This is a genomic window from Terriglobus roseus DSM 18391, assembly GCF_000265425.1.
Lineage (GTDB): Bacteria > Acidobacteriota > Terriglobia > Terriglobales > Acidobacteriaceae > Terriglobus > Terriglobus roseus.
The window spans coordinates 656021-681043 of sequence record NC_018014.1 but is presented as its reverse complement, the minus strand read 5'-3'; the positions used below and the strand labels follow the sequence as shown (position 1 = coordinate 681043).

General features: G+C 60.9%; 27 protein-coding genes and 1 tRNA gene. 15 read left to right on the top strand and 13 right to left on the bottom strand.

The genetic code is table 11. The annotated features are described in order from the left end of the window. Nucleotides 1-122: 122 nt before the first annotated feature. Complete coding sequence (locus TERRO_RS02980; RefSeq protein ID WP_014784520.1) at nt 123-632, top strand: DUF1003 domain-containing protein; 510 nt, start codon at nt 123-125, stop codon at nt 630-632. 75 nt (nt 633-707) lie between these two features. Here the strand turns inward: TERRO_RS02980 and TERRO_RS22925 are convergent, their stop codons facing one another. From TERRO_RS22925 to TERRO_RS02955, 6 genes are all read right to left on the bottom strand, one after another. Further along, nucleotides 708-863: a hypothetical protein gene (locus TERRO_RS22925; RefSeq protein ID WP_014784519.1), complete on the bottom strand. Its 156-nt coding sequence runs from the start codon at nt 861-863 to the stop codon at nt 708-710. A 100-nt stretch (nt 864-963) separates the two neighbouring features. Beyond that, complete coding sequence (locus TERRO_RS02975) at nt 964-1662, bottom strand: helix-turn-helix transcriptional regulator (protein ID WP_014784518.1); 699 nt, start codon at nt 1660-1662, stop codon at nt 964-966. A 29-nt stretch (nt 1663-1691) separates the two neighbouring features. Beyond that, complete coding sequence (locus tag TERRO_RS02970) at nt 1692-2084, bottom strand: VOC family protein (protein WP_014784517.1); 393 nt, start codon at nt 2082-2084, stop codon at nt 1692-1694. Nucleotides 2085-2230: 146 nt separating this feature from the next. Further along, a complete protein-coding gene (locus TERRO_RS23490; protein WP_014784516.1) occupies nt 2231-2818 on the bottom strand; it encodes a hypothetical protein in 588 nt (195 codons plus the stop codon). 86 nt (nt 2819-2904) lie between these two features. Continuing rightward, complete coding sequence (locus TERRO_RS02960; protein WP_014784515.1) at nt 2905-3402, bottom strand: hypothetical protein; 498 nt, start codon at nt 3400-3402, stop codon at nt 2905-2907. Next, complete coding sequence (locus TERRO_RS02955) at nt 3399-3980, bottom strand: RNA polymerase sigma factor (RefSeq protein WP_014784514.1); 582 nt, start codon at nt 3978-3980, stop codon at nt 3399-3401. Before TERRO_RS02955 ends, TERRO_RS02960 begins: the two co-directional genes overlap by 4 nt. Here TERRO_RS02955 and TERRO_RS23040 point away from each other — a divergent pair. The 5 genes from TERRO_RS23040 (at nt 3979) to TERRO_RS02935 (ending at nt 8471) form a co-directional block, all read left to right on the top strand. Continuing rightward, on the top strand, nt 3979-4185 hold the full coding sequence (locus TERRO_RS23040; RefSeq protein WP_157178235.1) for a hypothetical protein: 207 nt from the start codon (nt 3979-3981) through the stop codon (nt 4183-4185). The genes TERRO_RS02955 and TERRO_RS23040 overlap by 2 nt on opposite strands. 29 nt (nt 4186-4214) lie before the next feature. Further along, nucleotides 4215-4820: a biliverdin-producing heme oxygenase gene (locus TERRO_RS02950; RefSeq protein ID WP_014784513.1), complete on the top strand. Its 606-nt coding sequence runs from the start codon at nt 4215-4217 to the stop codon at nt 4818-4820. 66 nt (nt 4821-4886) lie between these two features. Continuing rightward, a complete protein-coding gene (locus tag TERRO_RS21765; RefSeq protein ID WP_014784512.1) occupies nt 4887-7517 on the top strand; it encodes an ATP-binding protein in 2631 nt (876 codons plus the stop codon). A gap of 141 nt (nt 7518-7658) precedes the next feature. Beyond that, entirely contained in the window at nt 7659-8285 is a 627-nt protein-coding gene (locus tag TERRO_RS02940) for an outer membrane protein (RefSeq protein ID WP_014784511.1), read from the top strand. A 109-nt stretch (nt 8286-8394) separates the two neighbouring features. After that, nucleotides 8395-8471 (top strand) — tRNA-Pro (locus TERRO_RS02935). A gap of 150 nt (nt 8472-8621) precedes the next feature. On the opposite strand, the gene TERRO_RS02930 is transcribed toward TERRO_RS02935, so the two are convergent. Further along, a complete protein-coding gene (locus tag TERRO_RS02930) occupies nt 8622-9230 on the bottom strand; it encodes a peptidoglycan L,D-endopeptidase MepK (protein WP_157178234.1) in 609 nt (202 codons plus the stop codon). A 393-nt stretch (nt 9231-9623) separates the two neighbouring features. Between TERRO_RS02930 and TERRO_RS02925 the strand changes: the two genes are divergently transcribed. From TERRO_RS02925 to TERRO_RS02905, 5 genes are all read left to right on the top strand, one after another. Further along, the gene (locus TERRO_RS02925) at nt 9624-10667 is read left to right on the top strand and encodes a Gfo/Idh/MocA family protein (RefSeq protein WP_014784509.1); all 1044 of its coding nucleotides are present in this window, start codon (nt 9624-9626) and stop codon (nt 10665-10667) included. A gap of 143 nt (nt 10668-10810) precedes the next feature. Continuing rightward, nucleotides 10811-11449, top strand: coding sequence for a YceH family protein (locus TERRO_RS02920; RefSeq protein ID WP_014784508.1), 639 nt, complete (start codon nt 10811-10813; stop codon nt 11447-11449). A 188-nt stretch (nt 11450-11637) separates the two neighbouring features. Beyond that, nucleotides 11638-11838: a cold-shock protein gene (locus tag TERRO_RS02915; protein WP_014784507.1), complete on the top strand. Its 201-nt coding sequence runs from the start codon at nt 11638-11640 to the stop codon at nt 11836-11838. A gap of 361 nt (nt 11839-12199) precedes the next feature. Next, on the top strand, nt 12200-12679 hold the full coding sequence (locus TERRO_RS02910; protein ID WP_014784506.1) for a hypothetical protein: 480 nt from the start codon (nt 12200-12202) through the stop codon (nt 12677-12679). Nucleotides 12680-12850: 171 nt separating this feature from the next. After that, nucleotides 12851-13405, top strand: a complete 555-nt coding sequence (locus TERRO_RS02905; RefSeq protein WP_014784505.1) for a glutathione peroxidase — start codon at nt 12851-12853, stop codon at nt 13403-13405. A gap of 48 nt (nt 13406-13453) precedes the next feature. Here the strand turns inward: TERRO_RS02905 and TERRO_RS21760 are convergent, their stop codons facing one another. Both TERRO_RS21760 and TERRO_RS02895 read right to left on the bottom strand, forming a co-directional pair. Next, the gene (locus tag TERRO_RS21760) at nt 13454-14515 is read right to left on the bottom strand and encodes a DUF3298 domain-containing protein (protein WP_014784504.1); all 1062 of its coding nucleotides are present in this window, start codon (nt 14513-14515) and stop codon (nt 13454-13456) included. 113 nt (nt 14516-14628) lie between these two features. Beyond that, nucleotides 14629-14985, bottom strand: a complete 357-nt coding sequence (locus TERRO_RS02895) for a hypothetical protein (protein ID WP_014784503.1) — start codon at nt 14983-14985, stop codon at nt 14629-14631. Nucleotides 14986-15804: 819 nt separating this feature from the next. On the opposite strand from TERRO_RS02895, the gene TERRO_RS02890 reads away from it, so the two are divergent. From TERRO_RS02890 to TERRO_RS02880, 3 genes are all read left to right on the top strand, one after another. Further along, on the top strand, nt 15805-16377 hold the full coding sequence (locus tag TERRO_RS02890; protein ID WP_014784501.1) for a hypothetical protein: 573 nt from the start codon (nt 15805-15807) through the stop codon (nt 16375-16377). 97 nt (nt 16378-16474) lie between these two features. After that, entirely contained in the window at nt 16475-17242 is a 768-nt protein-coding gene (locus tag TERRO_RS02885) for a hypothetical protein (protein WP_157178233.1), read from the top strand. Between the two features lie 10 nt (nt 17243-17252). Next, nucleotides 17253-18002, top strand: coding sequence for a hypothetical protein (locus TERRO_RS02880; RefSeq protein ID WP_014784499.1), 750 nt, complete (start codon nt 17253-17255; stop codon nt 18000-18002). Between the two features lie 307 nt (nt 18003-18309). On the opposite strand, the gene TERRO_RS02875 is transcribed toward TERRO_RS02880, so the two are convergent. The 4 genes from TERRO_RS02875 to TERRO_RS22920 form a co-directional block, all read right to left on the bottom strand. Next, nucleotides 18310-18771: an ester cyclase gene (locus tag TERRO_RS02875; protein WP_014784498.1), complete on the bottom strand. Its 462-nt coding sequence runs from the start codon at nt 18769-18771 to the stop codon at nt 18310-18312. A 104-nt stretch (nt 18772-18875) separates the two neighbouring features. Further along, nucleotides 18876-19532, bottom strand: a complete 657-nt coding sequence (locus tag TERRO_RS02870; protein WP_245536271.1) for an Ig-like domain-containing protein — start codon at nt 19530-19532, stop codon at nt 18876-18878. A 197-nt stretch (nt 19533-19729) separates the two neighbouring features. Then, nucleotides 19730-20125 (bottom strand): hypothetical protein, encoded by a 396-nt coding sequence (locus tag TERRO_RS02865; protein ID WP_014784496.1) that lies wholly within the window; start codon nt 20123-20125, stop codon nt 19730-19732. A gap of 30 nt (nt 20126-20155) precedes the next feature. Then, entirely contained in the window at nt 20156-20557 is a 402-nt protein-coding gene (locus TERRO_RS22920) for a glycine zipper domain-containing protein (protein WP_014784495.1), read from the bottom strand. A 180-nt stretch (nt 20558-20737) separates the two neighbouring features. Between TERRO_RS22920 and gyrA the strand changes: the two genes are divergently transcribed. Then, nucleotides 20738-23821, top strand: coding sequence for a DNA gyrase subunit A (gene gyrA, locus TERRO_RS02855; protein WP_014784494.1), 3084 nt, complete (start codon nt 20738-20740; stop codon nt 23819-23821). Nucleotides 23822-25023 lie beyond the last annotated feature (1202 nt).

Below are 25023 nucleotides of genomic sequence, written 5' to 3'. Positions count from 1 at the left end.
GTACCGGCGCCGGCGTAATTTCCCGCCACAATCCCACATCGGCACGGCATCCTCCGCGCGATGCGAAACGGCGTAGCAACAGGCACATCGAGCGCATCCAATCGCCAGAGGATCCCAACATCATGGCGCGGCAGCATGTACAGGAACATATCGACCTGATCGCGAAGCATGAGCAGGAATTCTTCGAGAACCGAACCCGAATGGAGCGCGCAGGCGACGCCATCGCCAGCTTCGCCGGCAGCCTTCGCTTTGTGGCCCTGCACCTGGTCTGCTTCGCCGCCTGGATTCTTTGGAACACGCTACCGGCTCTGGCCGACCGGCACTTCGATCCCTACCCGTTCGCCATGCTCGACACCATCGTGGCCATCGAAGCCATCCTTCTGGCCAGCTTCATCCTCATGCGGCAATCCCGCACCAGCCGCCGCTCCGACGAGCGCGACCACCTGATTCTGCAGGTGCTTCTTCTCACGGAGAAAGAAGTCACGGCGCTCTTGCAGGTCACTCGCAAGATCGCCGCCCACCATGGCATGGAAAACGTCACACGCGATCGTGACCTTGCAGCCCTCGCCCGTGAGACACCCATCGACGAAGTCGCAGAGAACATCAAGGAAAGCTTCCAGCAGGAACAGTAGGACTCGTACAACCAACGCACAAACGCCCCGCACTTCCATCGGAAGAGCGGGGCGCTTAGAAACTAGAGGACGAGCCTAGATGCTGCTGCCGCGGCCGAAGAGCAGCCACAGGATCACAAGCAGAACGATAAGGCTCAGGCCGCCGCCGCCGTAATAACCAGCACCAGGTCCCATGTAATAACCACCACCACCGAAGACCAGCAACAGAACGATCAGCAGCACAATCAGCATATTCTTAACCCTCACAAAGAAGTTCGCTCGACAAGCACCGCCGATCGCGATAGTGGTACGAGTCCCCTAAGTGCAAAAGGGATGTCTGACGCTTTGCACGTCATGCTTCCGCTGGCTGTTTTTCGCTCCGCACCTTCCGGATAAAGTCCTGCAGCCGCTGGCCGCGCTTGCTGGCAAAGACCTCGTCACTCACAGCGACCTCACGCATCCGATCCAACCGGAAGTGCCGAAAGTCATCGCGGCGACGGCACCACGCCACCAGCGTCCACCGATTGCCCCAGAAGAACAAGCCCAGCGGATGCACCGCCCGTTCCGTCTCCCGGCCCGCCTCATCCGTATAGCCAAAGCGCATCACGCGATTCTTGGTACAGGCCTCATGCAGACGGTCCAGCAACTTGCGCGTCTGCGCAGGATGCGCGAACGAAGGCGCAAACAGCAGCACGCGATCCACCCGGCTGCGATGCTCCGCCGGCAGCGCCGCCTCGATCTTCACCAGAGCATCGTTCGCCGCGCTCTGCGTCGACTCACTGCCCCATGCACCAGCCATACGCGCGCCCAGCACCAGCGCCGTCATCTCCTCCGGCGTAAAGTGCATGGGCGGCAGATGCTCGTCCTTGCGCAGCGTGTACCCCACACCCGCCTCGCCGGTAATGGGCGTCCCCGTACGCTGCAGGTCCGCCACATCGCGGTACAGCGTGCGTGGCGAAATCTGCAGACGCTCCGCCAGTTGCGCCCCCGTCATCATCCGACCGGAACGCAACAGGCTGACGATTCGAAAGAGTCGATCGGCGCGTCGCATGCTACTGCCATCCTACTGCCACGTCTCCGTTAGGAAATTGCATGGATTCCGATGTGATTGCCTTCCGTGTCCTCGATGACGCAGAACGTCCCCGCGACACCATCGACCACCATCGCCCCGGTCACAAGCTGTCCCCCGGCCGGGGCAACGCGTGCCATTGCATCGGCCAGCGGACCGTGGATATGCAGATAGACCAGCACACCCGCAGCAGACGGAACCCGGCCCGGCCGCCGTATCAGCGCACCCGTTACCGCGCCATCATGCAACGGAAACATGTACATGGGTTCGTCGTGCCCCACGTCGATCAGGCACTCTGCCAGCACGGCCTCGTAGAAAGAAACAGCGCGCGTAATGTCTGCAGTGGAGACTTCAAACCAGGTAAGTCCGCCCTTCGGCAGTGCCTTCTTCTCGATATCGCTCATGGAGTGCTCCTAAGGCGGTGAGTTACCGCACAGGAGTCACACTACTGACACCCTACTGACAACATGGTGTCAGCAGAGATTGCCGCTTGTAGGATTTTGGGATTCAGCGCGAAACGACTTTGCACTGCAAAAAGAACGGCGAGATCCTAATGGATCTCTTCCAGCGCGCCAATCTGGTCCGGCGTCATCTCACCGCGCAACTGCAGCTGCATATGCGTATACGCCTGCTCCAGCTCCGCCCGGGCCTGGCTCGTCCGCTCGATCTCGCTGAACAGCTCCGTCTCCGAAACGTTCCCGGAGCGCTTCAACGACTCCAGCTTCGACTGAGCTTTCGTGAAGGCGTCATAGCGCTGTTGCAGCGTCTCGCGGTTCTGCTGGAAGATGCCATCCATGCGCTTCTGCTGATCGCCGTTGATACCCAGCGACTTCGCAACCTTCTTGTCGTCCCACCAGCGGCCGGTCGGAGCCAGGCCACCACGTGCGCTACCACTCGAGACTCGCGGACCACCCTGCGACCGCGAAGGATCGCCGCCCGGCATACCGATGCCGCCTCGGCCCGGCATGCCTGGCATGCCCATCCGTCCGCCGCCACCGGGCATCCCCATGCCACCGCCACCGTGCATGCCACCACCACCGCGCATGCCGCCACCGCCCGGCCCCTGCGCCGGCGAACTCGCAGCAAGCAGCATCGCTGCCGTCAGTGACAGTATTCGGATTGTCTGTACCAGCTTCACGACCCTAACCCCTGAAAAACCCTAGTTCTCGTGCTCCCCTTCTCTTTGGGGGGATGCTACGAACCGGAATGCCTGCGCGACCCACCTTACTCCATATTGCCGTGGCGCCCGGCATCGGACGCAGGCTTCAACCCCAAAGCATCGACGGCGGACAAATCAGACGTGAGCGCGTCATCGATCGACGTGAGCAGCTGATTATCCGTCGCAATCTCCGACGCCGACGACAACACCGCAGGAGCGCTGATCGACGCGGCGTTCGGCATAGCATCGTCGCTGCCACGGCCGGAAAAGTGCCCCACCCCAACCGCAACCGCTGCTACCGCAATCGCGGCCATCGACCATTGCGGCACCGCCACCCAAAGTGCACGCCGCCGCGCGGCCGGCACCAGAGATGGCGCAGTAGCAGCCCGGCGCTCCGCCCAATCCAAAGTCTCGGCGCGATAGCTGTGCAACGCAGACTTCAACTCTGCCAGCTCCAGCTCCGCATCGGCATCGTCATGCAGTTCCGACAACGTCCCCGCGCTCGGGCGGCCTGCCAGCAGGTCCGCAAACTGCTCGTCTGTGAGGGCGTGATGTTGTCTCATACTCTGCCTCCTCCGACGCGGGTACGTACAGATTTTACTGCCCGGTGCAGGTGCGTTTTCACAGTATTTACGGGCATATTCATCGCCTGTGCGATCTCCGCCAGTTCCATCTCTTCGATAAACCGCATCAGGAAGACGCTGCGCTGATTCGGCGACAGCTCATCCATGGCGGCATGCACCTGCAGCGCCTGTTCCCGCGCCAGCAAAGACCCCTCCGGCGACGACCCGCTACTGCGCAGGTGATTCGCCATGTCCGTCGCGTCCACTGCCGTGGCATGCGCCTTCCGCCAGAACTTGAACTTCTGCGTGCGCGCATGGTCCCGGATCAGATTCACCGCAATCCCGGTAAGCCACGTATTCACGCTGCACTCACCGCGAAAACCCGCGCGGTTGCGATACGCCTTCAGCAGCGTGTCCTGCACGATGGTGTCGGCCAGATCCTCATCACGTACCGAAGCCACCACAAACCGCAACAACCGCGGCCGGTACGTCCGCGCCAGCGCGTCGATGTCGTCGAGCTCTGAGAGCGTCTTGTCCTGCACGAAATTCAGCACACTAGCGTGGAGAGTATAGGCCATGGGTCATTTCCTGCGTCTTCGGCACCAGCAGTGGATGCGGATCGAGTTCCCACCGGCTCGTGCGGGCCCGGCGAAGGTGTGGTGTCTGCACAATTTGGGACGAGCAGCCGTTGCAGGCGTGTACATCGCCACACAGATTTCCTGCTCACATCCACCCGCCGCAGCCGTCGCACCCTCGAATCCCCGGCCCATTCCGCCTCCGTAACCCCGGGGCGGTAGGATGAAGCTGCAACTATGGATACACTTCGACTTCGCCAGGCCACCGCGGCCGACCACGCGGGCACGGAAGACTCGGTCCCGCTCATGAGCCCGACGCTCACCCGTGAGCAGTACGTGGATGTCCTGCGCCGCTTCTACCGCATCGTCCGCGCCTGGGACGCCTGGGCCGACCAGCACGCACCGGAAGACCTCCGCGCCATGGTCGCCGAACGCCGCCGCGCCTCGCTGCTCGCCGACGACCTCAAAACCATGGGCGAGTCCGCTCCCCCTACGGAAGATGACGTTCCCAACGGCCCCATGACAGCAACCGCAGTCGCAGGAGACCCGCGCGCCGTCTTCCTCGGCCGCATGTACGTCATGGAAGGCTCAACCCTCGGCGGCCAGCTCCTCGCACGCCACGTCGAACAGCAACTCGGTCTGCAGCCAGGCCTCGGCGACAGCTACTTCGCCGGCTACGGCGATCACACCGGCCAGCGCTGGCGCGAATTCAAGTCCCTGCTGGAAGCACTCCCCGAAGACGACGCCGATACCGTCATCGCAAGCGCCAAAAACATGTTCACCCTCTTCGGCGACAGCATGCGAACTTCCATCGCGCCAAAAGAGATCGTCGCCGCGTCCTAAGCCGGTAACGAAAGCGGCACGTCGGCAAAACGGCAGCGCCAGGCAACGCATCGAACTCAAGCAGAGATGAGTGTTGACCTGGCAAACCCTTCCACCCCGCTCCCCGCGGTAGCCGATCCCATAACGCTGGACAACTGTGCGTCCGAACCCATTCGCATCCCGGGTTCCATCCAGCCGCATGGATTCCTCCTGGGCCTCGATGAAACCCACGAACACGTGGTGCTTGCCAGCGAAAACGCAAGGGACTTCCTCCAGACACCACTCAAGCTCATCCTCGGCGCCCCGGTAAGCGTTCTCTTCGAACGAGAACTCACCTCCATGATCCAACGCCAGAGCTGCTCGTCCGACCCGGATGGCATGATCAGCTACGTGGGCGCCTTCCGCATCCACGACGACCTCTTCTCCGTCGTCACCCACTGCGTCGAAGGCAAGCGCATCCTCGAGTTCGAGCGGCAGGACCGCCTCGTCGGCTCCGAGATGATGAACACCGTCATCACCAACTTCGTCGCAACCCTCTCCCGGCTCGAGACCGAGCAGGAGCTCTGCGACGCCATCACCAAGCAGGTAGCGGCTATGACCGGCTTCGACCGCGTCATGCTCTACAGCTTCGATGAAGAGGGCAACGGCACCGTCCGCTCCGAAGCCAACAGCGGTCTGCTGCCCACCTACATGAATCTGCGCTTCCCCGCGTCAGACATCCCGCAGCAGGCGCGCGACCTTTACGTCCTCAACACCGTTCGCATCATTCCAAACGGCAACTACGTCCCGTCGCCGTTGCGCAGCTCCGACGGCGCACCTCACATCGTCGACCTTTCGCTCTCCGTCCTGCGCTCCGTCTCGCCCATCCACCTCGAGTACATGCGGAACATGGGCACGGCCTCGTCCATGTCCATCTCCATCCTCAGCGAAGGCCGCCTGTGGGGCCTCATCAGCGGGCATCACTCGCAACCCCGCATGGTGCCGTTCCTCGTCCGATCCGCATGTGACATGCTCTCCAAGCTCGTCGGCACGCAGCTCACCACCTTCCGCACCGCGGCCCGGTTGCAGACGCTCACCAAGTTCCACGCCGTTCAGCGCGAACTCCTCACGCACATCGCCGCTCAGTTCGACTACATTGGCGGCATCGGCTCACAGATGGACCTCGTCCGCCAGGTCACCGGCGCAGACGGCGCGGCACTCTGGGTCGATGGTGACTTCCAGCACGTCGGCATCACGCCTGACCGCGAATCAGTGGCACGCATCGTAGAGTGGCTCGACAATCAGCCTGAGCTCGACCTCTTTGAGACGCGCTACCTCGAAAGCGTCCTCCCTTGGGCAAGAGAGATCGCACCGGTCGCCGCTGGCTTACTCGCCATTCGCGTCTCCGACATCCGCCAGAAATACCTTCTGTGGTTCCGTCCGGAACTCGTACAAACCGTGCAGTGGGCGGGCGAACCCATCAAGCTCAAGGGACCGGATGACCGTCTGAACCCAAGAAAATCCTTTGAAAGCTGGCGCGAAACATTCCGTGGACAGGCCCGCCGCTGGACCAGCGCGGAGATGTCCTCTGCCCGCGAATTCCGTGCCGCCATCACCACCATCAGCCTCCGCCGCGCAGAAGAAGAGGCCGAACTCTCCAACGCGCGCTTCGAGCAGCTCACCCACGCCCTGCCCGAAAAGATCTTCACCGCCGACGACGCCGGCAACATCCTCTACGTCAACGACCGCTGGCGCGAGGCCGGCCTCTCCGAAGGCGGACGCTGGTACAGCCAGGGCCGCCTGTCGCCCGAAGACGAAGAACGCATCGCAGCCGTCTGGCGCGAACACGTGGAGAGCGGTGAGTTCTTCGAAGAAGAGATCCGCCTGCTCACCGGATCCGATAACGTACCGCGTTGGAACCTCGTCCGCGCTGTTCCCTTCATGCGCCGCGGTGCCGCCCGCGCCGGCTGGATCGGCTCCATGTTCGATCTCACCGAACGCCGCGAACGCGAAACCGCGCTTCGCATGACAGAGAAGCTCGCCCTCACCGGCCGCATGACCTCCGTCATCGCGCACGAGATCAACAACCCGCTCGAATCCATTACGAACCTGCTCTATCTCATCCGGCATGACCTCGTGGAAGGCTCCGACGCAATGCAGTACGTCAGCCAGGCAGAGAGCGAACTCGTCCGCATCTCCGGCATCACCAAGCAGACACTACGCTGGAGCCGCGAAAACTCCGGCGGATCCGAAAGCTTCACCGCAGGCGCAGTCTTCGCCGACGTGCTCCGTCTCTTCCACGGCAAGATTCGCAACCGCCACGTAACCGCTGAACTGCGTGGTGGCGACGACATTGAGATTCAAGGCATCCAGGGCCAGATCCGGCAGGTCATCGCCAACCTCGTCGCCAACGCAATCGATGCAGCACGCGTCGGCGGCACCGTCTGGATAGATGCAGGCTACGCATCCGACACCCTCGTCGAAGTGCGCGTGGGAGACGATGGCATCGGCATGTCGCCAGAGACAGTGCGGCATCTCTTCCAGCCGTTCTTCTCCACCAAGGGCGACCTCGGCAACGGCCTGGGCCTCTACATCTCGCACGAGATCATCGAGCGCCACGGCGGTGAACTGCGCGTAGAGAGCGAACTGGATAAGGGCACTGTCATGCGCATACTTCTGCCGCGCAAGACACAGGTACGCACCGGAACCATGCGCGAAGGCGAAGACCTGCTGGCATAGAACGCGGGTAGCACGCGAGTCCCAATCCCTCGTCTCACATCTCGGAACTCCCCCATCGCGTTCGGCCGAATCGCCGACACATGATGAATCCTGGGATCTGGAGGAAACGGCGCGCGGCATCAAACGTGCGTCTTAATCGCCATGAGAAGCTGTGCCATCACCTTGGCGGTCACCGTCGCCACGCTCCTTCTTCCTGCAGCCTCACGGGCGCAGGCCAGCACGGCAACAGCCACGGAAGCCATACGCCTCAACGTCTACGCCCTCGGCACCTATGCCCGCACCGACTACGGCTATCCCCCGCGCGCTGGCGGCATTGCCGTCGGCGGCGGAGCCGGTTTCACCGTGCCCCACCTGCACCACATCGAACCGGCTCTGGATATCCGCTACAACTACGTCACCAACGAGTCCATCAGCCAGTCCGTCTTCTCCGGCGGTCTCCGCGTCGCCTACAACGTAAGCCGCTTCCATCCTTACGGAGATCTCCTCGTCGGCGCCGGCACCATCAACTTCAAGCAGGTCAACCCGGCCTTCTCCGACTACACCCGCGACAACTCGCTGGTCTACACCTACGGCGGCGGCCTCGACGTCGACGTCACCCGCAGCGTCGCACTACGCTTCGACTTCCAGCAACAGCGCTGGCGCCTGGAAGATGCCAGCCCGCCCTTCTACCCGCGCAGGCCGCCGCAGGCATCCGCTACCAGTTCCACTTCCGCAACAAATACGGCCCGGAATAAGTCGGCGAAGCATCCCGCGACGGCCACAGGGTGAGACGGTTCCAGCCCTCCCCGTGTACACTGGAAGAGACGCAGGCAGGAACCCCCGTGCAGCCCCAACCGGGCCGCGCAATCTGTGTCAAACGAGACGAAAGTCTCCCGGTCGGGACGTGGCTCAGCCTGGTAGAGCGCACCCTTGGGGTGGGTGAGGTCGCTAGTTCGAATCTAGTCGTCCCGACCATTAAAACCTTCAGAAGAATCGGATCGCCGCGTAAAACGGGTGCCCCACGTCTCGCCCTGAGACGTGGGTTTCTTCTTGCCGCGAAGGCCCGCCGAAACGAACAAGGGCAGCCCGAAGGCCGCCCTCTGTTCATACTCTTGTTTCAGACTTCTAGACGCTGCGCTTGTGGCCGTGACGACGTCCGCGCGATGCCATCTGGTTCGCAGGCCGTCCACCAAACTGCCACTGGCGAACCGGGCCCACATCCACGTGAACAAACTGGCTCGTCGGATAGTAACCAACACCGCCCATACCCAGCGCCAGTGCTGCATTGCGCAGCTTCAGCGTGCTCACACCCGGAATGCGGATGTCGATCGCCTTCGAAAGCATGTGCTGCGAGTGCTCGGCAACGCCGGTGTCGGCGCTGCGCGTCCGCAGGAAGTTGTTCGACAGCGGTGTGCGATAGCCGCAGACGATATCGATCGTTGCATTCGGCTTGCCCAGTTTCACCAGCAGCGCGTGCAGCAGGTCAAACTCGCGCGGATCATAATCGGCCGTGTCCTGCGTACGGTGGTCGCGCAGAAAGCGGTTCAGCATATTGACGCCCTGGTCGGAGTACTGACCACCCTCTTTGTAAGCAACATCGATGGACTCACCCGTGTGCAGGTGGTGCAGCTTCAGACGGATCCCAGCAAGGATGCCGGTCTTCGGCGCAGTCATCGAAACAGAAGGCACAGTCGGTACGGATTCCTCAGCACGCGAGGCTCCGGAGAGGCTCATGATGCCAAGTGCAAGTGTGGCAGTGCAAACGATACGGCGAAGGCTGAATGTGATCAAAATTTAGTTGCTCCGAAGCAAAAATGGGTCGTGCCATCTTCTTGTTTGAGCAGTATGAAAGGTTCAATCTGCCGAATCGCCGGGCCCTGTGTTTCGTCAGCCGCCATGCGATCCCCGCTCTCAGATCGATGAACTAATTTTACCGCGAAGACGGGCAACCTCGGCTACTGCCAATGCAACTTATGCGCCACGTCAGACAATACCGCTTTCGTGACGTCAACTCCATTCCGTCCCGGCAACACGCTTCGCTGCTTATCAGACATGTCTCCCAGGGCTAATAAGCACGCCGCCAAGGCAGCACGACCGGACAGAAAGCGATGCTAGCCTGAAACCCTCATGCGACTCGCCTCATGGTTCAAACGCCCGCCCACCGTTCCACCTGCAGGCCGATTCCGTTTCGCCGTCGTGGGTCTAGGCCACATCGCCGGCTACTTTCTCGACGCCCTCCGCGACTCTCCCACAACCAGCATCACTGCTCTCGTCAGCGGCGATGCCGGTAAGGCAGCGACACTCGCAAAGAAGTACAGCGTCGCCAACACCTATGCCTACGCTGACTTCGACCGGATCGCGGACAATCCCGCGATCGACGCCGTCTACCTCGCCCTTCCCGTCAGCCAGCATCGCGACTTCACCGAACGCGCCGCCGCCGCAGGCAAACACATTCTCTGCGAAAAACCCATGGCGCCCACCAGCGACGACGCCCGCGCCATGATCGCCGCCTGCGCCACGGCAAACGTGCAACTCAGCATCGCCTATCGATGCCCGCACAGCTTCGCACACCGCCGCCTGCAACATCTCGTTCGCAGCGGCGTCCTCGGCGCAAACCTGCGAATCGAAAGCGGCTTCGGCTTCAAGCTCGATCCGGGATGGCGCGATCAACCGGCACTCGCCGGCGGCGGCTCGCTCTACGACGTCGGTATCTACCCCCTCAACGCAGCGCGCTTCCTCCTCGGCGAAGACCCCTCCGGCGTAGAAGCAGCCTCCGCGGTCTGCGACGGCAACGGCCTCGAACGCTCCATTCAGTGGACCAGCGTCTTCCCCTCCGGCGCACGCGCCCTCTGCCGCTCCTCCTACACCGAGAAGATCCCCGACACACTGCGCGTCACCGGCGACAACGGCACGCTCTTACTCGCACCGGCGTTCAGCCATCGCGAACGTTATCGAATCCTGGGCGAATTTCGCGACGCGACGATCGGTCGCAAAGTCAACATCGACGACCGCACCCCCAACACGGAACTCTCGGAATTCCGCATGGAAGCAGAGCAGCTCGCAGCCGCAGTCCTCAAAAATGCTCCGCTCCTCACACCCGGCGAGGACGGCCTCGCCGACATGATCGCCATGGAAGAAATCTACGTCGCAGCAGGCGTTCCAACACCATAAAGAAGCACAAACCGGGTGCCCCATTCTTTGCGAAGCAAAGGGTGGGCTGTCGCCCAAAGCGCGGCTACAAAACACTCCGCCAAGTGGACTGATCCAGGAGCCGCGAGAGAGCGCTCCACAGCGAGACCGCTACGATAGCAATCATGCAACTCACCGCCGTTGAAGCACGTGTCCTGGGCGCCCTGATCGAAAAAGAGATCACCACGCCCGAGTACTATCCGCTCTCACTCAACGCGCTGATCGCCGCATGCAATCAGAAGAGTTCGCGCGACCCCGTTATGACGCTGGAAGAGCCTGAAGCCCGCACTGCCCTTCGTTCCCTCGAAGACGCGGAACTCGTCGCCGTCGACCACGGCAGCCGCGTGCAGCGCTACGAACACCGCGCCCGCACCGTCTTCCAACTCCGCCGCGACGAGACTGCCCTGCTCGCCCTGCTCCTACTGCGCGGCCCCCAAACGCCCGGCGAACTCCGCAGCCGATCCGACCGCATGCACAGCTTCGACGGCCTCGACGCCGTCGTCTCCGCACTCACCCGCATGTGCGCACCGGCCGAGCAGCGTCCCGACCCCATCGCCATCCTTTTGCCACGCCAGCCCGGCTCAAAAGAACAGCGCTACGCTCACACCCTGGGAGATCCCGCAGAACTCGCCGCTGCCGCAGCAGCCACACCCGCTGAAGCCCCATCCGGCACCTCACTCGCAGGCCGCGTCGCTCAACTGGAAACGGAAGTAGCCGAGCTGAAGGCCGCAATTCAGCGGCTCACAGACCAGTTGGGAGGCTAGGTTTCGCAGTGAGAATCGTTAGACTCGCGCCGAACGAAAACGTCGCAAAACTAGAAAAAATCTGTGGTACGCTATTCGCAATCGTTTGACCCTCAGTTAAGGTTCTTTGCTCGCCCTGCCCAAAACGCACTTGCAAAACCGTATTGAGATCCAACGAAACACAGATGTATTAGGACAGGGACAGGCAAATGGAACAGGGTAATGTGAAGTGGTTCAATGACGCTAAGGGCTTCGGATTCATCTCGCGCGACAACGGCGAGGATGTGTTCGTTCACCACACCGCCATCCAGGCACAGGGCTTCCGCTCACTGCAGGAAGGCCAGCGCGTCACCTTCAACGTTGTGAAGGGACCCAAGGGCTGGCAGGCTGAGAACGTCTCGCCGGCGTAATCGCGCCCGACCGTTTCCACCCCTTCAAGATCAAGCAACACCCCAAGGGACGGCAGAAGCCGTCCTTTGGCATTTTTCACCACCCCACGCGTTCGCCCCACCTCCCCATCGGAGTCATAGGATATTCCGCCTAACAGGCGTAGACTCAAGAAAGTCACTCTTCGAGCCCGGGCGCAGCCAACAGACTGCCGGGCCAGCACGCTTCTCACATATTTCCCCCGGCCTCTTCCGCGACTGCCATATTCGGCATCCAAGGATAGATACGCTGTAATCGCAAAATCACACCTTCGTGGTCGCGACCAGTTCCTAGTTTTTGAAAACCAAGTTATCGGCCGTCAACGGCCCAGGAGCATCCCAACTGATGCGTACTGTTGTGCAGGATAAGTACTTCCTCCGTGATCTTCATCGCGAGATCGACCTCTTCGACCGTAAGCTGATCCACCTCCTCAAGCATGAGGTCTTCGCGACCGAGGCTCTTCGTGACGCCGCCGTCCGCAAGCTCTCTACCAAGCGCGAGTCCCTCGCAGCCACCGCTCGCACCCTCGTCGAGTCCGGCATCGAGTTCCACGACAACGATCTCCCCCGCTCCTTCCGGCCTGAGGGCTGGGTCGGTACGTCGCAGGCGGACACCGAAGCCTCTGCTGCAGATGTCGCTGCAGCCACCGCCTCGCTGACCTCCGCACCGCCGTCCTCCGCCTTCGGCACCCAGGTCGCCAATCTGCAGCGCCAGGCCTTGCGCGAGGAAGAGTCACCCCTCGCCACCGCCCTCGGCTCTTGGCAGGACGACCTCGCAGCCTATAAGAAGAAGCGCCAGAAGACCGCGCTCGCAACCGCGCTCTAACCAACCTCAGGATTGACGGAACATCGTCATCCCGCAGCAAGCGAAGGGATCTGTCTCAAGTCTGCAACCGGCCCCCCAGCCGACAGACACGAAGCAGATCCCTTCACTGCGTCTACGCGTCATTGCCCGCAAAAGGACAACCCTCAGCTCCGTCGCAGTATCCTTACCTCTATGGCAACCGACCTCTACAGCATCCCCGTAACCAAAATCGATGGCAGCGAAACATCGCTCGCCGACCACCGCGGCAAGGTCCTGCTCATCGTCAACGTGGCCAGCAAATGCGGCCTCACACCGCAGTACGACGCCCTCGAAAAGACCTACGCACGTTTCCACGATGCAGGCTTTGAAGTCCTCGGCTTTCCCGCCAACGACTTCGGCGCGCAGGAGCCCGGCTCCAACGAAGAGATCGCCCAGTTCTGCCGAGGCACCTTCGGCGCCAGCTTCCCCATGTTCTCCAAGATCCCCGTCACCGGCCCCTCCAAGCACCCGCTTTACGCCACACTGACGCAGGCACTCCCCGAGTCCACCGGCGAAGGTAAAGAAGCGTTCAAAGAGGGCCTCGTCCGCTTCGGTGCAACACTCAACCCCGAGCCCGAAATCCTCTGGAACTTTGAAAAGTTCCTCATCGGCCGTGACGGCAAGCCCGTTGCCCGCTTCTCGCCCGACACCCTGCCCGACGCGCCCCAGATCACCCAGGCCATCGAAGCAGAACTCGCGAAGAAGTAACAAAACCGGGTGGCCCCACGTCTCGCCTCTGAGACGTGGGCGCGATCTTCAAGGCGTAACAAATCCCGGCGCCAGCACACCCTTCAGATCACTCCACGACAACACCGCATCCTCCACAGCCGCAAGGCGCGGTGCAACCGTGTAATCCGGAAAGCTGATATGCAGACCATCCTGCTCCAGCGTCCAGTTCGTCGTATCTGCAACGACCTTCTGCAACGCCTCGCTATCCGGGCCCTTCACCTCGTCGTATAAGTTCGACTTAGTCTCTCCACTCTGTAAGTGGTCCCAGCACAACTTACTCACAACGTCTCGCCAGCCATCGCCGGCAAACACATCGCTCGCACGCAGCGTTCGCTTCTCGTCCAGCAGCCACGTCATCGTCTCGGCGTTTGCAAACGGATGCGCACCACCATGCGCCATGCCATCGCTCGCAATCAGCGTCGTCACACGCCCATGCTCCACACTCTTCAGATCCCCTTCCAGACTCACATCCGCAGCCGCGGCCATCGCATCCACCCACGCAAACGGCAGCTTGCGCTTGCTCGCATCGCCATCCTGAACCCGGCCCGCACCGGCCTGCCGCAACATATGCGCCTCCACCGCGGCACTCCACGCAATCCACGCAGGATCATCCGTATCCGCTCGCGGCCAGCTCACCTTCAACGTGCCAAACCCCGGATACTCCGGCGCACCAATGCGCTCATCCTGCTGCTCCGCCTCTGCAAGAAACTGTGTCCGCCGCAGAAAGGTCAATCCATCGCGCACCGCAACCGCGCCACGCAACTGCTTCGCGCGATCCGCATACAGCGGCGACAGACACTTCACCGCATCGGGATGCTCCGGTTGATCCACCTTGCAGATCTCCTGCGCCCACGCCAGCCATTGCACCTGGTCCGCCCGCAGCAGACCGATACCGGCGGATGTCAGTCGCGGCAGATCCGCACGGTAAGCTGCAGCCATCGCCGAATCCGCCGCACTCAACGCACGATCGCTGCAGATCACGCGCTCAATCGGCCGCGTCGCCTTCGCACAATCAAAACTCGCGGCACGCGCTCCCGCGCACATCGCAACAAACATCGGGATCAGCACTACCGTTGGTCGAACTCGCATAGTCATCACAACTTCGTTTCGATGCTTACACAGCCCGGCGAAACTCAACAGCACACAAACAAAAACGCCGCCCGGAATCCGGACGGCGTCTCTTCGAACGAAGGCTGAAAAGTCTAGTAACGGCGACCGTTCGAATCGTAGCGAGCCTCGGCATTGTGCCGCTTGTTCGCATTCGCATTACCCACAAGAGCACCACCGCCGGCACCCAGTGCGCCGCCAATCAACGCGCCCTTACCGCCACCCAGCAGTGCGCCTACGCCAGCACCGCCAGCGCCACCAATCAGTGCGCCCTTGCCCGCGCCAATACCGCTGTGACGCTTCTTCCAGTTGCCGTTGCTGTCACGGTAGTAATCGCGGCGATTGTGCCGCTGCGCTTCTGCATTCTGCGAAACAACCAGGGGAGCAGCAACGCCAGTCATCAAAGCGCAGCCCATAACCAGACTCGAAATCTTCTTGCCAAAAGCAGTCATCGTTCCTTCTTCCCGCCGCTAAGCGGCATGTCTTCGTAAACACTCTTTCGGCTAAATAGATGCGCCAAAAGGCGCGCACGAAGCTTAATATCGCCGAAATTCAACCGGGAAGCGCCACCACAAAAGAGTCACGCCCCCCCAGGCAACCAATAACCCACCACAACATGGCGAACGGATCGGGTGCCCCATTCTTTGCGAAGCAAAGGGTGGGTTCTCGCGCGTAGCGCGACCCGGAGAAAGCAGTGGCCTTCAGGCCACTGAAAACCACCCAAAGAAAGAGGGGGCTTCAGCCCCGGCCCCAAACCCCAGGTGCCCCATGTCTCGCTTCTCAGACATGGGCGATTCGCCGGGTGCCCCACCTTCGCGAAGCTAAGGTGGGGATCGCTCCGAAAGGAGCGACCACAAAGCCCAGCCCTCCACAAAAATCCAAGGCAGGACGAAATGGTGCAGACGCTGAAGCAGCGTGCCGACGTCACAACACCAACCCGGGGAACCAACACAACTCCGTAAGACCACAAACCGGGGTGCCCCATTCTTTGCAGAGCAAAGGGTGGGTTCTCGCGCGTAGCGCGACCCGGAGAAAGCAGTGGCCTTCTGGCCACTGAAAACCACCCAAAGAGAGACGGGGCCTCGGCCCCGGCCCCAACCCCCGGGTGCCCCATGTCTCGCCTCTGAGACATGGGTGATTCGCGCAAGGCGCGAACCCGTAAAGCCCCTCACAACACCAAGGCACACCGCACAAAAGAAAGACAAAACATTTCGATATACAAGCGACCCGTCTTCCCATAGTGTTGGCACACTCCAGAAATCAGGTCCCCCTTGAAGTCCTATGTCGTACTGCCCCTAGCAGGCATCCTTGCCCTTGGTCCCATCGCGTATGCTCAGCAGCCAACGGTCCCCGTCGCTGCCGTCACCCCATCCACTCCGCTCACCACCAGCAAGAACGCTCCCGACGCTTCCGGTCACTACATCCTCCGCGAAGGCGAAGACGTTCAACTCAAGTTCGCGCAGGACATCAGTTCCAAGACAGCCGCAGACGGCGACCCGGTCGCATTCATCCTCCAAGATGATCTGAAAGTCGGCGACGTGCTTGTCGCAAAGGCAGGCAGCAAAGCGTTCGGCGAAGTTACCAACGCAAAGAAGTCCGGCATGATGGGCAAGGCTGGCGAACTAAACGTCCGGCTCGACTACATCAAGGTAGCCGACGGCAAGATCCGGCTGCGCGGCACCAAGGCAAAACAGGGTGAAAGCGGCACCACCGGCGCCGTTGTTCTCACCGTACTCTTTGGCCCCATCGGCCTCATCAAGCACGGCAAGAACATCGACATCAAGGAAGGCACCTCGCTGAAAGCCTTCGTCGCCGACGATATTGCTCTGCCTCCCCTTTTGTAGTCGGCGCAGTATTCATGTGTAGAGGGGCGAATGGAAGGCGAAGAGTACACTTGTTGAGGGTGACACGATGGGATGGGTGTGGTTCTACGCTTCGCTTTTGATGACATTCGTGGGCGCTTCGCTATACTCCGCCTTCGTCCAAACACACGCGAGTGAGATCCTCAAAGTCGTCGCGGGTTCTGTGACTCTGCTTACGGCATTGGGGCAAGCACTTGCCAAAGCCAATCTCAAGTTCTACCTACTTTGGCAAAGAATATGGATCATGCTCCACGGCAGTGAGACCGCCATCTGGCGGTTCGGATTGCGCGTGGATGGGGATCTCGGCAGTAATGTGCTCGAAGACTTCGCCCAGAGTGCCAAAAGTTCCTTGGAACAATGGCATCCTGAAATTCACTCGTGCTCGGATAGCTCGTTACGTATGAAGGTAGATAGAACGATCCACCTCCATGCGCAGCTTGAGCATGCGGCCTTCTCTGAAGATGGGGTTTCACACTTCCTTGTGAGATCCGACGAGTTGGAGGTTCCGTACGCCAGCGCAAGGGCAAAGATCGAGCAATGCATTGTTCCGTTGCTGGGCATCATTGCGCGTCAGTGGCCGGGCGCGGAGCACTCGACAATGTTTGAGGTTTCATTCAGAAAGAAGAATCCGTTCTTTGCCTTCTTTGTGGCTCATCTCGATCCGAAGCAAGTTACCCAATTCAACCTTGTATTTCATCCTGCTGCGATCACCAGGGATGGTACGGATCGTGTCGTGGTCACTCAGAATTCTCTTCATATTGATGCGGGTACAACGGAAAGCTTCGCTCAATTGTCAAAGGCGTTCATCCTAATGTCGTCTGAAATCGCTTCTGTCACTAATCTCTAGGAGGTTTCTTTTGCCGAAGTCCTACAAGGTGACGGTGTCTGGAAGGATGGTCGTTTCAGGAGATCGTGTAGAGTTGGCCCGACCTGGTCACCAGATGTCTCTTCCAGGCACCGTACCAGGCCCTGAAACGAAAATTCTCGTAAACCACGATGGTCTTCGCGTTGAAGGTTTTGAAGGCTTTAACATCTCGCATGAATACACAAAAAGCATGCCGGGAAGGTCATTTGAAACCGGAGATTACTTCAAAGCATTCATAGCTATAGGCGAAATTAAGGCCTACCTAATGCGAGAGCAGTCCGTCCTGCTGCTTTCCGGTAAAAAAGCGGACGTCTTAGATTTTTGTCGGCGAACAGAAGATAGCCCGACCGTCGACCTGAAAACGATTGAGATCAACATGAACGGGCTGCAGGAGCGGCTTCCCGAAGTTCGCGGTGTCTGGTTTCGATTTCCTAAGGGTCTAATCCGCGCTAAGGCATTCATGGGGACGCAACTTCAGGGAACATCGGAATTCTGTGATGCGAAAGCCGACGGTCAGATCTCGACACTATCTTTTTACTTTGAGGACTATCGGGACGGCTGTAAACACCCAATCATGATCACTCAAGACGGCACTGTCGTTCTGCAGAAGAGCTACGGGGACATCAACGAAGAGATCGATTTCGTAATGCACGTGAAGAAAGAACTACTCGATGGCATGTATGAAGATGTAGTCCCAAGTAAGGCGCGCCCTTCAATAAACGTTGAGACTATGAGCGTCTAGGCCACGCGAATTCAACAGATTTGACGCCTCAGGTGCAGACTTACAAACGACACCGCACGGCTGCTTGCCAGCGGTCGAAAATGAGAAATTCGGAGCACGCTAGCGACGCAGCATGTAGTTAATGGCATCAACATAACGCCTAAAGCAAGTGATGAGGGATCACTAGGACCATCGTATTGATCAGCTGGAGCCAGCTGCTTCCGGTGGCTGGCTGCGTGGTCCGAATCTTCAAGTAAGCTTCGCAAAGCCTAGATCAAAGCGACGGCAAAGCCCCGGCGATGCCGGGGCTTTTCTGATGCTTCAAAGACTAAACCGAAGCCCCCGAAATCGCCGGTGGCTCACCCATGGTGCTCGTCGGCTTGGTAGCGCCGATCTGCTCCAGAATCCCCAACTGGTCCGAGCTTCCCCAGCGTTCCGTGATCTTTCCATCGCTGTTGAACTTGGCAATCTGCAGACCGCGGGCCTTGATCTTCTTGCCAGTCGCAGGAATGCCCTGGAACGGTCCATCCTGCGTGCCGGTGACCGTGTAGGCAATGGCGATGTTGTCCTCATCCGCCACCAGGTGGTCCACAGCAATCTTCAGATCAGGAAAGGCTGCACGGAACTGTGTGAAGAAGCCGATAAAGCCCTCGGGGCCCTTCCCCTGATCTGGAGCCGGATCATGGTCGACTACGTCCGCAGCAAATACGTCGTGAAACTGTTCCAGCTTGCCGGAGTTAACGGCATCGCCCATCTTGGTCGCGGTTGCAATGTTTGCTTCCTTGCTCATGTGTTCACTCCCCTTGGTCACAGATAGGATGCCGTGAGCGGACACCAGGACGCGTGCCCACACGCGGCAATAATTGACCGTGGGACGATCGCTGGCTCTCCCGACTAACTCCCCTCCGCAACCACAACACTCACCGCACCCGAAGTACTCGAAGCGTAAGCACTATCCCCCGCATAGACCGCCGTCACCGCATCCGTCCCAACCGGCAGAGCCACCGTCGTCAGCGTCGCCACACCACTCGCCAGCGTCCCCGCCCCCAGCAGCGTAGTTCCGCTGTAGAAGTTCACCGTGCCCGTCGCATTGCTGACAGAAGTCGTCGCCATCAGCGTGACGGCAGAACCATAGGTGATGCTCGAAGCGCTCGCGGACAACGTCGTCGTCGTTGCCGTCAGCGTCGAGCTGATCGACACAGTCGTATCCGCCGACTGGCTCTCGTTGTAATTCGTATCGCCACCATAGACCGCATAGACCGCGTGCGACCCGACGGCAAGATCGCTCACCGCAAGCGATGCGGTCCCGCTCGAAAGCGTGCCACTCCCAAGCGAAGTCGTGCCGTCGTAGAACGTCACCGTGCCGGTGGCAACGCCTGTCGCCGCCAGCGCCGCGCTATCGGATGGCGCGACCGTTGCCGTAAGTGTGATTGAAGTGCCATAAGTAGCATTCGTTGCAGAAGTGGTCAGGGATGTCTTCGTACCCGGCCCAAAGAAGAAGCCCGAGCAGCCCACCAATCCTGTCGCAACAACCAGCGACAGCCAGACCATCAGAATCAACTGCCATCTCCGCAAGGAACCTCACCGAGAAAGCAAGAACGTGCAGCCATTCCCATACGCACTCAGACGGGATTCAGCCGCGCAGGATTACGCCACACAGAGCAAACTAAACCGCTCACCCTTCCGCAAGGAACGCGGATACGATGAGCGGCATTAGTTAAGAAAACGAACTACTAGTCCAGTCGGAACTACTTCGAAGCTCGAACCGGCGGCGGAGCCGTTTGCTTCACAGCAGCATCCACCACCGCGTACAACAACTGGTCTGGATCGCGACGAGCCATCGTCTTGATCAGCGTGCCCATCTTGCGTCCCGCTGCTTCCGTATCCGGCAGCGTCACGCCACGCTTCTGCGCACTCATCTCCGCGCACCGCTTCACCATGTCGAAGAACTTGTCTTCGTTACGATCGCTCGCCAGCCAGGCCTCGTGTACGGTGCTGGTCAACAACTCCCGATTGACGCGGCCCGCATCCGCACTGTTCGCCGCCGTCACGCTCGGCGCGTTCGGCCTCTGCGCCTGCATCGCCATCGGAGCCACAAGCAATCCCGCCATCACAACGGCCCGTACAACACCCTGCATCTTCATCGTTCGTATCCTTTCGCAGACCCTGCGTATCTAGTAGCGGCGATAGCCGTTGGAGTAGCCGTTGTTGTAATCCCGGTAGTCGCGACGATGCCGCTTGTCGGCGTTCGCCTTACCCAGCAACGCACCGCCACCCGCGCCAATACCACCGCCGATCAGCGCGCCCTTCAAGCCGCCGCCCAGCAGTCCGCCGATCAAAGCACCCGCACCGCCACCCAGCAGCGCACCCTTACCCGGTCCAATGCCGCCACGGTTGCGGTCGTCATAGTCGCCGCGATACCGGTCACGGTCATACCGGTCGTCATACGGCCGCGTGCTGCGATAGCCGTTGTCATACCGTCCGCCGTACTGAGCCTCGGCCGCAGTCGTACTCACCACCGGCGCCAGGCCGCCCAGCAACAACGCACCACTCAAAACGATTCCAAGCCGTTTCATCGTCTGTCCAATCCGCGCCGTCGGTTACCCGACACCGCCTTACCCGACAGGTAGATGCCACATCCGCCTCCCGAGTCCACCAAACCGCCAGATTCCGCCAGATCCAGCCCCATCTCTCCCACCAAAGCCGCCCCGCAAACGGCCCCCGGCGTAACCGCAGCAGTTATACTTAAGTCACACATGGCAGACGATCAGAACCTCTTCCCGAACGGCCCAGACGGCACCCCAAACGGCACAAATCCTGAGGAAAACGCACCTCCAGCGGCAGCCGCTGCGGGTGGTGACGGCGGCGCAACGCCTCCCGGCTCGTCCGGCCCCGGCGCGCTCTTTATGCTGCCCATCAACATTGAAGAGGAGATGCGTCGGTCTTACCTCGACTACTCCATGTCGGTCATCATCGGCCGCGCCCTGCCCGACGTACGCGACGGCCTCAAGCCCGTGCATCGCCGCATCCTGTACGCCATGCAGGAGATGGGCCTCCAGGCCAACAAAAAGTACACCAAGTGCGCCAAGGTAGTCGGCCACGCCATGGGTAACTATCACCCGCACGGCGACTCCGCCATCTACGACGCCATGGTCCGCCTCGCGCAGCCCTTCTCCATGCGCTACCCCCTCGTCGACGGCCAGGGCAACTTCGGCTCCGTCGACGGCGATCCGCCGGCCGCCATGCGTTACACCGAGGCCCGCCTCCAGAAGATCGCCGGTGAAATGCTCGCCGACATCGACATGGACACCGTCGACTTCACGCCCAACTACGACGAGTCCACGCTCGAACCAACGGTCCTCCCCGCCCGGTTCCCCAACCTCATCGTCAACGGCTCCTCGGGCATCGCCGTCGGCATGGCGACCAACATCCCGCCGCACAACCTCACCGAGATCGTCTCCGCAGCCATTGCGCTCGTCAACGCCAAGGGCCTCTCCCGCGACGAAGAGCTCGACCTCGTCCTCTCGCACGTCCAGGGCCCGGACTTCCCCACCGGCGGCTTCATCTTCGGCAAGCGCAACATCCGCGAAAGCTACCGCACCGGCCGGGGCCGCTTCCTCATGCGCGCCAAGTGCGCCACAGAAGACCTCAAGGGTGGCCGCGAGTCCATCATCGTCAACGAGATCCCCTACCAGGTCAACAAGAACAACCTCATCAAGCGCATCGCCGAACTCGTCACCGACAAGGTCATCGAAGACATCAGCGACGTACGCGACGAGTCCGACCGCGACGGCATGCGCATCGTCATCGAACTCAAGCGAGGCTCCCAGCCCGAGATCGTTCTGAACCAGCTCTTCAAGCACACCTCCATGCAGGAGAGCTTCAGCATGATCTTCCTGGCCGTCCACAACGGTCAGCCCCGCGAACTCCCGCTCCCCGACGCCATCCGTGCCTTCATCGAGCACCGTATCGACGTCGTCCGCCGCCGCACCGCCTTCCTCCTCGGCAAGGCCCGCGAGCGCGAGCACCTGCTCCTCGGCTACCAGATCGCCCTCGACTACCTCGATCAGGTCATCCGCATCATCCGCAACAGCAACAACCGTGCCGACGCCCGCGAGAACCTCTTCGCCTTCTTCAGCGGCCGCCGCATCAACCTCCGCGGCACCGAACTCGCAGGCGTCACCCTCGACGCAGGCAAGTACGGCGTTGACACCACGCTGCTGCCCGTCGCACTCGCCCCCGGTGAAGTCGGCACACTCATCCTCAGCTACCGCCAGATCGACGCCATCCTCGAACTGCAGCTCTACCGCCTCACCCAGCTCTCCATCGACGAGATCCTCAACGAACTCAACAAGGTCCGCGACAACATCGCCGAGTACGAATCCATCCTCGCCAGCGAAAAGAAGCTGCGCGCCGTCATCGTCAAGGAACTCGAAGAGATCCGCGACAAGTACGGCGACGTCCGCCGCACCGTCATCGTCGACGAAACGGCCGAACTGCAGCTCGAAGACCTCATTGCGGATGAGCAAGTGGCGGTCACCGTCTCGCACTCCGGCTACCTCAAGCGCACGCCCATCTCCACCTACCGCCAGCAGCGCCGCGGCGGCACCGGTCGCCTGGGCATGAAGACGCGCGAAGAAGACTTCGTCGCCTCGCTCATCGTCGACAGCACCCACGCCTACCTGCTCTTCTTCACCAACACCGGCCGCGTCTTCTGGATGAAGATCTACGAGATCCCCGACGTCGCATCCGCCGGCAAGGGCAAGCACATGGCCTCCATGCTCGCCCTCCAGCCCGGCGAAAAGATCGTCAACTACCTCGCCGTCCGCGACCTCAAGGAAGAGGGCAAGTTCGTCTTCTTCGCCACACGCGAAGGCGTCGTGAAGAAGACACCGCTCGTCGACTTCTCCAACGTCATGGCCCGCGGCATCATCGCCATCAACATCGACAAGGACGATGAACTCATCGCCGTCCGCGTCACCTCTGGCGACGACGTCGTCTTCCTCGCCACCCGCGAGGGCATGGCCATCCGCTTCGAAGAGAAGTACGATCCCGAACGCTCCGGCGGCCTCCGTCCCATGGGCCGTAACGCCGGCGGCAACAAGGGCATCACCCTCAAGAAGTCCGACTACGTCATCGGCGCAGCCGTCACCCCCAGCGAAGCCAGCCGCAATCGCAAGCGCCTCGACTTCGCCTTCAAACTCGACACCACCAACGGCATCACCTTCCCGCAGCTCGCCGAAGGCACGGACTTCACACCGTCCATCGAGAACCTGCAGAAGCTCGCAACCGTCACCGCCGAGGGAGCCAAGGCAGGCAAGCCATCGCTGCTCACACAGACCGCTCAGGCGATCCTGGATCTGCAGAAGGCCAAGTCCAGCGTCCCGCTCGAACTCGAAGGCGACCCCAACGAAGTCGTAGTCGAAGCCGGCACCCCGGAGAACCACTCCGACCGACTAGACGCGCTCGACAAGCAGCTCGGCGTAACGCCCTGCCTCATCCTCACCGTCAGCGAAAACGGCTTCGGCAAGCGCACCGACGTCGACGCCTACCGCCTCCAGTCCCGCGGCGGCAAGGGCGTCATCAACATGCGCACCACGCCCAAGATCGGCAAGGTCTCCAGCATCCAGCTCGTCGATGAAACAACGGAACTCATGGTCATCAGCCAGTTCGGCAAGATCATCCGCATCGACACCAAGACCATCCGCGCAGCAGGCCGAGCCACCATGGGAGTAAAACTCCTCGACCTCGACGACGCCGACAAGGTAGCCGCCGCAGTCACCATCCCACCCGAAGACGTAAAAGAAGAGAGCGAAACCAAGCCGCCCACCATCCAGTAGGCGCCACGCACTCAAACCAAACCAACAAGCAACAACAAAGGGCCGACGCAAACGCGTCGGCCCTTCGTCTTCCCTCTATCCTCAGGTTCGTCATTCCGTATCCCTTGGTTTGTCATCCCCCAGCACCACGCCCATAGGTTTGTCATCTCGCAGCGAAGCGAACCTGCCGAAGGCAGCAAGGGATCTGCATGTTGGATGGCCCGCCCATCCCATCCCAAGGGGGCACAACCGCAAGCCCGCTCGCGCAAGGCGCGAAACCTTCGGAAGGGCACGGCTTAAGCCGTGCCAAAAAACTCCCCAAAGAAAAACCGGCTTCAGCCGCTGAGGTCAGCTTTTCCAACCTAGGACAGAAAGAGACCCGCTAATGCAGCCACAAACCCGGGTGCCCCATTCTTTGCGAAGCAAAGGGTGGGTTATCGCGCAAAGCGCGACCAAGCATCCCCCAGATCCCACACCCACCAACCGAATCCGACAAACAACCGCACCAACACCCGCATAAAGCAAAGCATTCAAAGGCAACATCGCCGGGTGCCCCATACATACGCAAAGCGGATGTGTGGGCCTCGCGCAAAGCGCGACTCTCCCCGACCGCTTAAAGCCCAAGGCGGGCTGAACGCCCACCGCCAACCACCACAATCCGAAGGCGGGCTGAAGGCCCGCGCCATCCTAGCCCAGGGCAAAGCCCTGGGTACCGGTCGAAATAACACTCCAGCGGGCTGAAGGCCCGCGCCAAAAGTCTCCAGCTCTCGAAACCCCCGTGAAGGCGAAGAGAGCGGGTGCCCCACGTCTCGCTTCTAAGACGTGGGATTCGGACATTCACCCAGTTAGAGTTCGAGGGGGTCGCACACCGGGCGCCCATACATAAGCAAAGCGCGACCACCCCCCGCTCACCCACCCACCAACCGAATCCGATACACAACCGCCCCAACACCCGCATAAAGCAAAGCATCCAAAGGCAACATCGCCAACGCGCCCCACGGCCCCGGCAACACCCAGAACGGGCAAGTGCAGGAAACAGCCCTCCAGAAAATATGGCTCGCAAGCCCCTCCCGCAGGTTCAACAACAGAGACGCCGCAATCCCCCAGAAGACAGGCACCAGCAGCCCCACCAACGCCGAAATCGCCATCGCGCGCCGCATAAGAAATTCCCTGCCAAACTCTACAAGCCGAATACCCCGTTCCTCACACTCATCTGAGACATC